Origin of the sequence: Pseudomonas rhizozeae, from assembly GCF_031583775.1 — a bacterium.
Lineage (GTDB): Bacteria > Pseudomonadota > Gammaproteobacteria > Pseudomonadales > Pseudomonadaceae > Aquipseudomonas.
In genome coordinates this window covers 80204-87043 of the sequence record NZ_JAVLSB010000020.1, presented here as the reverse complement: position 1 = coordinate 87043, position 6840 = coordinate 80204, and the positions used below count along the sequence as shown (strand labels likewise).

6 protein-coding genes are annotated in these 6840 nt (G+C 59.7%); all 6 read left to right on the top strand.

The window, feature by feature from the left end; genetic code table 11:
• Positions 1-341: 341 nt before the first annotated feature.
• The 6 genes from flhA (at position 342) to RG836_RS04255 (ending at position 6837) form a co-directional block, all read left to right on the top strand.
• Positions 342-2456, top strand: a complete 2115-nt coding sequence (gene flhA, locus RG836_RS04280) for a flagellar biosynthesis protein FlhA (RefSeq protein ID WP_409078053.1) — start codon at positions 342-344, stop codon at positions 2454-2456.
• Between the two features lie 11 nt (positions 2457-2467).
• Entirely contained in the window at positions 2468-3796 is a 1329-nt protein-coding gene (gene flhF, locus RG836_RS04275) for a flagellar biosynthesis protein FlhF (protein ID WP_310843493.1), read from the top strand.
• 117 nt (positions 3797-3913) lie between these two features.
• Complete coding sequence (gene fleN / locus RG836_RS04270; RefSeq protein WP_003222917.1) at positions 3914-4744, top strand: flagellar synthesis regulator FleN; 831 nt, start codon at positions 3914-3916, stop codon at positions 4742-4744.
• The gene (gene fliA, locus RG836_RS04265; RefSeq protein ID WP_007894214.1) at positions 4741-5481 is read left to right on the top strand and encodes an RNA polymerase sigma factor FliA; all 741 of its coding nucleotides are present in this window, start codon (positions 4741-4743) and stop codon (positions 5479-5481) included. The genes fleN and fliA overlap by 4 nt, the downstream gene beginning before the upstream one ends.
• A 166-nt stretch (positions 5482-5647) precedes the next feature.
• Positions 5648-6019, top strand: coding sequence for a chemotaxis response regulator CheY (locus RG836_RS04260; RefSeq protein ID WP_185752709.1), 372 nt, complete (start codon positions 5648-5650; stop codon positions 6017-6019).
• A gap of 29 nt (positions 6020-6048) precedes the next feature.
• Complete coding sequence (locus tag RG836_RS04255; protein WP_310843483.1) at positions 6049-6837, top strand: protein phosphatase CheZ; 789 nt, start codon at positions 6049-6051, stop codon at positions 6835-6837.
• Positions 6838-6840: the final 3 nt, after the last annotated feature.

The following is a 6840-nucleotide window of genomic DNA, read 5'->3' as shown; positions in this document are numbered from 1 at the left end:
GCAGATCAAAAGCAGATCAAAAGCAGAAGCGCCCGAGGCGGCCTAGTAGCCGACCTGGTCTCGGGTTGTACGAAATCCCCATATGGGAGCGAGCCTGCTCGCGAAGGCGGATTATCCGGCGATAGTTTTTTTGCCTGCAAAGCGGTCATCGCTGGGCAAGGCAGACTCTCGCAAGATCTGCAGCATCGGCAGCTCTCAATTAATCCCAAATCCCTCCAAAACCCTTCTATTTCAACCCTCGGCAAAAGTTGGAAGGCTTCTTGCAGTAGGGCTTCTGCGCCTGCGTTGGGCGTCAAAAGTTTGCTTTACGGGAACGGGGATATTCGGTGGATCGGTCTCAGATGCTTAGCAGTGCTCGCACAAACCTGACAGACCTCAGTCGAGGCAATCTGGGTGTGCCGCTGTTGCTGCTGGTTATGCTGGCGATGATGATGCTGCCGATCCCGCCGTTTCTGCTGGACGTGTTTTTCACGTTCAACATTGCATTGTCGATTGTGGTGTTGCTGGTCTGCGTGTACGCCTTGCGGCCGCTGGATTTCGCGGTGTTCCCGACCATTCTGCTGGTGGCGACGTTGCTGCGGCTGGCATTGAACGTGGCGTCGACGCGGGTGGTGATGCTCCACGGCCAGGACGGTCACGCCGCCGCCGGTAAGGTGATCCAGGCCTTCGGTGAGGTAGTGATCGGCGGTAACTATGTGGTCGGTATCGTGGTCTTCGCGATTTTGATGATCATCAACTTCGTCGTGGTGACCAAAGGCGCCGGGCGGATTTCCGAGGTGAGTGCGCGGTTTACCCTCGACGCGATGCCCGGCAAGCAAATGGCGATCGACGCCGATTTGAACGCCGGCCTGATCGATCAGAACCAAGCCAAGCTGCGCCGCATGGAAGTCGCTCAGGAAGCCGAGTTCTACGGATCCATGGACGGTGCCAGCAAATTCGTGCGCGGTGACGCCATCGCTGGCCTGCTGATCCTGTTCATCAACCTGATCGGCGGCATGGCGGTCGGTATCTTCCAGCACAACATGACCTTCGCCGACGCCGGCAAGGTGTACGCCTTGCTGACCATCGGTGACGGTTTGGTGGCGCAATTGCCATCACTGTTGTTATCGACCGCTGCCGCGATCATGGTGACCCGTGCGTCGGGCTCCGAAGACATGGGCAAGCAGATAAACCGCCAGATGTTCGCCTCGCCCAAAGCCTTGGCGGTGGCCGCGGCGTTGATGGCGGTGATGGGCCTGGTGCCAGGCATGCCGCATTTCTCCTTCCTCAGCATGGCCGCGCTTGCCGCCGGTGGTGCTTATCTGTTCTGGCGCAAGCAAAACGTGGTCAAGGTGCAAGCCTTGCAAGAGGTCAAGCGTCAGCAGGAGCTGCTGCCATCCCCGGCCCGCGCCATGGAGACCAAAGAACTGGGCTGGGATGACGTGACGCCGATCGACATGATCGGCCTGGAAGTCGGTTATCGCCTGATTCCGCTGGTGGACCGCAACCAGGGCGGGCAACTGCTGGCGCGGATCAAGGGCGTGCGCAAGAAGCTGTCCCAGGACCTGGGCTTCCTGATGCCGACGGTGCACATCCGCGACAACCTCGACCTGGCGCCCAGCGCTTATCGTCTGACCCTGATGGGGGTGATCCTCGCCGAAGCGGAGATCTACCCGGACCGTGAGCTGGCGATTAACCCCGGCCAGGTCTACGGCACGTTGAACGGCATCACCGCCAAAGATCCGGCTTTCGGCCTGGAAGCGGTGTGGATCGAAATCAGCCAGCGCGCGCAGGCGCAGTCACTCGGTTACACTGTGGTCGATGCCAGTACAGTAGTGGCCACCCACTTGAACCAGATTTTGTACAAGCATTCCAGCGAGCTGATTGGGCACGAAGAAGTCCAGCAACTCATGCAATTACTGGCCAAGAGTTCGCCAAAGCTTGCCGAGGAACTGGTACCGGGCGTGGTGTCGCTGTCGCAGTTGCTCAAGGTGTTGCAGGCGCTGTTGGCCGAGCAGGTGCCGGTGCGCGACATTCGCAGCATCGCCGAAGCGATCGCGAACAACGCGGCCAAGAGTCAAGATACTGCCGCATTGGTGGCAGCGGTTCGCGTCGGGGTGTCCCGCGCAATCGTCCAAAGCATTGTAGGCACTGAGTCCGAGCTGCCTGTGATCACTCTGGAGCCAAGGTTGGAACAGATATTGCTCAATAGTCTGCAGAAGGCAGGACAAGGCTCTGAAGAGGGCGTGCTGCTGGAGCCAAGCATGGCGGAAAAACTGCAGCGTTCGTTGATCGATGCCGCGCAGCGCCAGGAAATGCAAGGTCAACCGGTGATTCTGCTGGTGGCCGGTCCGGTTCGCGCCATGCTCTCGCGCTTCGGCCGTCTCGCCGTCCCCGGTCTGCATGTGCTGGCTTACCAGGAAATACCGGACAACAAGCAAGTGACCATCGTTGCGACAGTAGGGCCCAACGGCTGAGGTAGTGGTTTATGCAAGTTAAGCGTTTTTTCGCCGCCGATATGCGTCAGGCCATGAAGCTGGTTCGTGATGAGCTGGGCGCTGATGCCGCCATCATTGGCAACCGCCGCATTGCCGGTGGTGTCGAGCTGACGGCGGCGCTGGATTACAAATTGTCGGCGCTGGCCCCGCGGGTTCCTAACATGGAACTCGAGGATGAGCTGCGCAAGACTCAGTCGCGCATCGTCACCGCCCAGGCCGAACTGAGCCTGCGCAGCGATGGCGACAGTGACAAGGTCACCAACCGCCAGTTGTTCGCCGGCCTGCCGCTGACCGCTGCCGAGCCATTGATCGAACCGACCTACAACGAACCCAAGCGTCAGCCAGCCCCAGCGCCGGCCGCCGTGGGGGGCGTCGATCCGCGTGCCTTTGACTCGATGCGTTTCGAACTCAACAGCCTGCGCGAGCTGATGGAAGTGCAGCTCGGCACCCTGGCCTGGAATCAATTGCAAGGCAGCCGTCCGGCCCAGGCCAACCTGTGGCGTCGTTTGCAGCGCATTGGTCTGTCCGGGCCGTTGTCCCGCGACCTGCTGGCGATGATCACCGATATCGAAGAACCTCGTCAGGCCTGGCGCATGCTGCTGGCGCACCTGGCGCGGATGATCGCCACCCCGGAAATCGAGCCATTGGAAGAGGGCGGCGTGATTGCCATGGTCGGCCCTGCCGGCATGGGCAAGACCACCACCCTGGCCAAGCTCGCCGCCCGTTATGTGCTCAAGTACGGCGCGCAAAACATCGCGCTGGTGAGCATGGACAGCTTCCGCATTGGCGCCCAGGAACAGCTCAAGACCCTCGGCCGCATCCTTAATGTCTCGGTGACTCACGTCGATCCGGGCCAGTCGCTGGTCCAGGCACTGGAACCCTTGCTGCGCAAGCGCGTCGTATTGATCGACACGGCCGGCCTGCAAGCCAGTGACCCAGCGTTGCGCATGCAATTGGAAAGCCTGGCAGGCCGCGGGATCAGATCGAAGAATTACCTGGTTTTGGCCACCACCAGCCAGAAACAAGTGCTGACTGCCGCTTATCACAGTTACAAGCGCTGCGGGCTGGCCGGGTGCATCCTGACTAAACTGGATGAGACGGCGAGCCTGGGCGAAGTGTTGAGCCTGGCCATTACTCACGAATTACCGGTGGCCTACCTGACCGACGGCCCGCGGATCCCGGACGATCTGCACTTGCCGCGCCGGCACCAGTTGGTCAGCCGCGCGGTGAGTGTGCAAATGCAGGAAGAACCCAGCGAGGAAGCCATGGCTGACATGTTCGCTGATATCTACCACAGCCCGACCAAGCAGGTCGGCTGAGGTATTCATGAACACTTTTTGTACCTACATCGATGGTCTGCCATGCATTGTTCCATTGGTGAACGCGCAGCCAGTAATGTGGCCTCCGTCTAAGTAAGACAAGGTAAAGAAAAAAACATGGGCAGCATGCATCCCGTACAGGTGATCGCGGTGACCGGCGGCAAAGGTGGCGTCGGGAAGACTAACGTGTCAGTGAACTTGTCCCTGGCTCTAGCTGAACTTGGCCGTCGTGTCATGCTGCTGGACGCCGACCTGGGGCTGGCGAACGTCGACGTTCTGTTGGGGCTCACCCCCAAGCGGACGCTGGCGGACGTTATCGAAGGGCGCTGCGAGCTGCGTGACGTCTTGCTTCAAGGCCCCGGCGGGATTCGTATCGTGCCGGCCGCGTCCGGCACCCAGAGCATGGTGCACCTGAGCCCGGCGCAGCATGCCGGTCTGATCCAGGCGTTCAGCGACATCGGCGACAACCTTGATGTACTGGTGATCGACACCGCTGCAGGTATTGGTGACTCGGTAGTCAGTTTTGTCCGCGCGGCCCAGGAAGTGTTGCTGGTGGTGTGCGACGAACCGACCTCGATCACCGACGCCTACGCCCTGATCAAGTTGCTCAACCGCGATTACGGCATGAACCGCTTCCGCGTCCTGGCCAACATGGCCCAGAGCCCGCAAGAAGGCCGCAACCTGTTCGCCAAGTTAACCAAAGTCACCGACCGCTTCCTCGACGTCGCCCTGCAATACGTCGGCGCCGTGCCGTATGACGAAAGTGTGCGCAAGGCCGTGCAGAAACAGCGCGCGGTGTATGAAGCCTTTCCGCGTTCCAAATGCGCCTTGGCCTTCAAGGCCATTGCGCAAAAGGTCGACACCTGGCCATTGCCTGCCAACCCGCGTGGGCACCTGGAGTTTTTCGTTGAACGCCTCGTGCAACAGACGGCAGGACCCGTGCTATGACAGCCAGCGGCTACAACCTTTACAAGAAGTCGGCCCGTGATGCGCAGTACGAGTTGATCGAGCGTTACGCGCCCCTGGTCAAACGCATTGCCTACCACTTGCTGGCGCGTCTGCCGGCCAGTGTTCAGGTCGAAGACTTGATCCAGGCCGGCATGATCGGCCTGCTCGAAGTGTCGACCAAATATGACGCCAGTAAAGGCGCCAGTTTTGAAACCTACGCGGGCATTCGAATCCGCGGGGCCATGCTGGACGAGGTCCGCAAAGGGGACTGGGCGCCACGCTCGGTGCACCGCAATACCCGAATGGTCAGCGACGCGATTCGCTCAATTGAAGCTAAAACCGGTCGTGACGCTAAAGATCACGAAGTTGCGGCCGAACTCCAATTGAGTCTCGACGATTATTACGGGATTTTAAATGACACCTTGGGCAGTCGCCTGTTCAGTTTCGACGACCTCTTGCAGGACGGCGAACACGAAGGGCTGCACGAGGATGGCGCGAGTGCTCATCTCGAGCCGTCACGCGATCTGGAGGATGAACGCTTCCAGGCGGCGCTGGCGGATGCGATTGCCAATTTGCCGGAGCGTGAGCGACTGGTGTTGGCGCTGTACTACGACGAAGAGCTGAACCTCAAGGAAATCGGTGAGGTCCTGGGGGTCAGCGAATCGCGGGTCAGCCAGTTACATAGCCAGTGCGCGGCCCGTTTGCGGGGGCGTTTGGGGGAGTGGCGAGCGCGCTGAAGGCAGTGTGGGGACACTGCGAACGAGGCTGGCGGGTGCAAAAACCTGCCGGTCGCGATCTGTTGTGCTCCACGCAGCCATTGAGTGCTTTGCCAGATTGAATGAAATGGCGTGTCCAGGTGCTGGGCGCGTTTAAGTCTGCTTGGAGGTCGAATTGGACAAGAACATGAAAATCCTCATCGTTGATGACTTCTCAACGATGCGGCGGATCATAAAAAACCTGTTGCGTGACCTTGGGTTCACCAACACGGTCGAGGCTGACGATGGCACCACCGCCATTCCGGTCCTCAACAGCGGCAGCATCGACTTTCTGGTGACGGACTGGAACATGCCTGGCATGACCGGTATCGAACTGCTGCGCCACGTGCGCGCCGATGAAAAACTCAAAAGTCTCCCCGTGCTGATGGTGACCGCTGAAGCCAAGCGCGAACAGATCATCGAAGCAGCCCAGGCCGGCGTTAACGGCTATGTGGTCAAGCCTTTCACCGCCCAGGCGCTGAAAGACAAGATCGAGAAGATCTTCGAACGCATCGGTTGATCGCCACGCCACTGCGCCACGGGGGAGCTATGGAGCACAAAGAATCTTCACTGGGCGATTTTGAATCGACCCTGAAAAAACACGCGGTCGAACTGGTCGCCAGCCTTGAAAAAGGCAAGTTCGGCGACGCCGTGCAACTGATCCATGAGCTCAACCAGACCCGTGACCGCGGCCTGTATCAGGAAGTGGGCAAGCTCACCCGTGAGCTGCACAGTGCGATCGTCAATTTTCAGATTGACCCGCACATGCCGCAAGCCGAGGAAGTCTCGCAGATCACCGACGCTACCGAGCGCCTGGGCTATGTGGTCAAGCTGACCGAAGCGGCGGCGAATCGCACCATGGACCTGGTGGAAACCGCGACCCCGCTGGTCAATGCTCTGAGCACCGATGCCCAGGCCTTGAGCACCGATTGGGGCCGATTCATGCGCCGCGAAGTCGGCGCCGAAGAGTTCCGCGAGCTGGCTCGTCGCGTCGACGGTTTCCTGACGCGCAGCGCCGAGGACAACCGTGCTGTTTCCAGCAACCTCAACGACATTCTGCTGGCCCAGGATTACCAGGACCTCACCGGCCAGGTGATCAAGCGCGTGACCCAATTGGTCACCGAAGTGGAAAGCAATTTGCTCAAGCTGGTGTTGATGGCCAGCCAGGTTGATCGCTTCGCCGGGATCGAACACGACCGCGATGCGATGCTGGCTGAAAAAGATCCACAAAAACATCTCTCTCAGGGTGAAGGTCCGCAGATTCATGCCGATAAAAGAGAAGACGTTGTGTCCGGTCAGGACGATGTGGACGATTTGCTGTCCAGCCTTGGATTTTAGGTT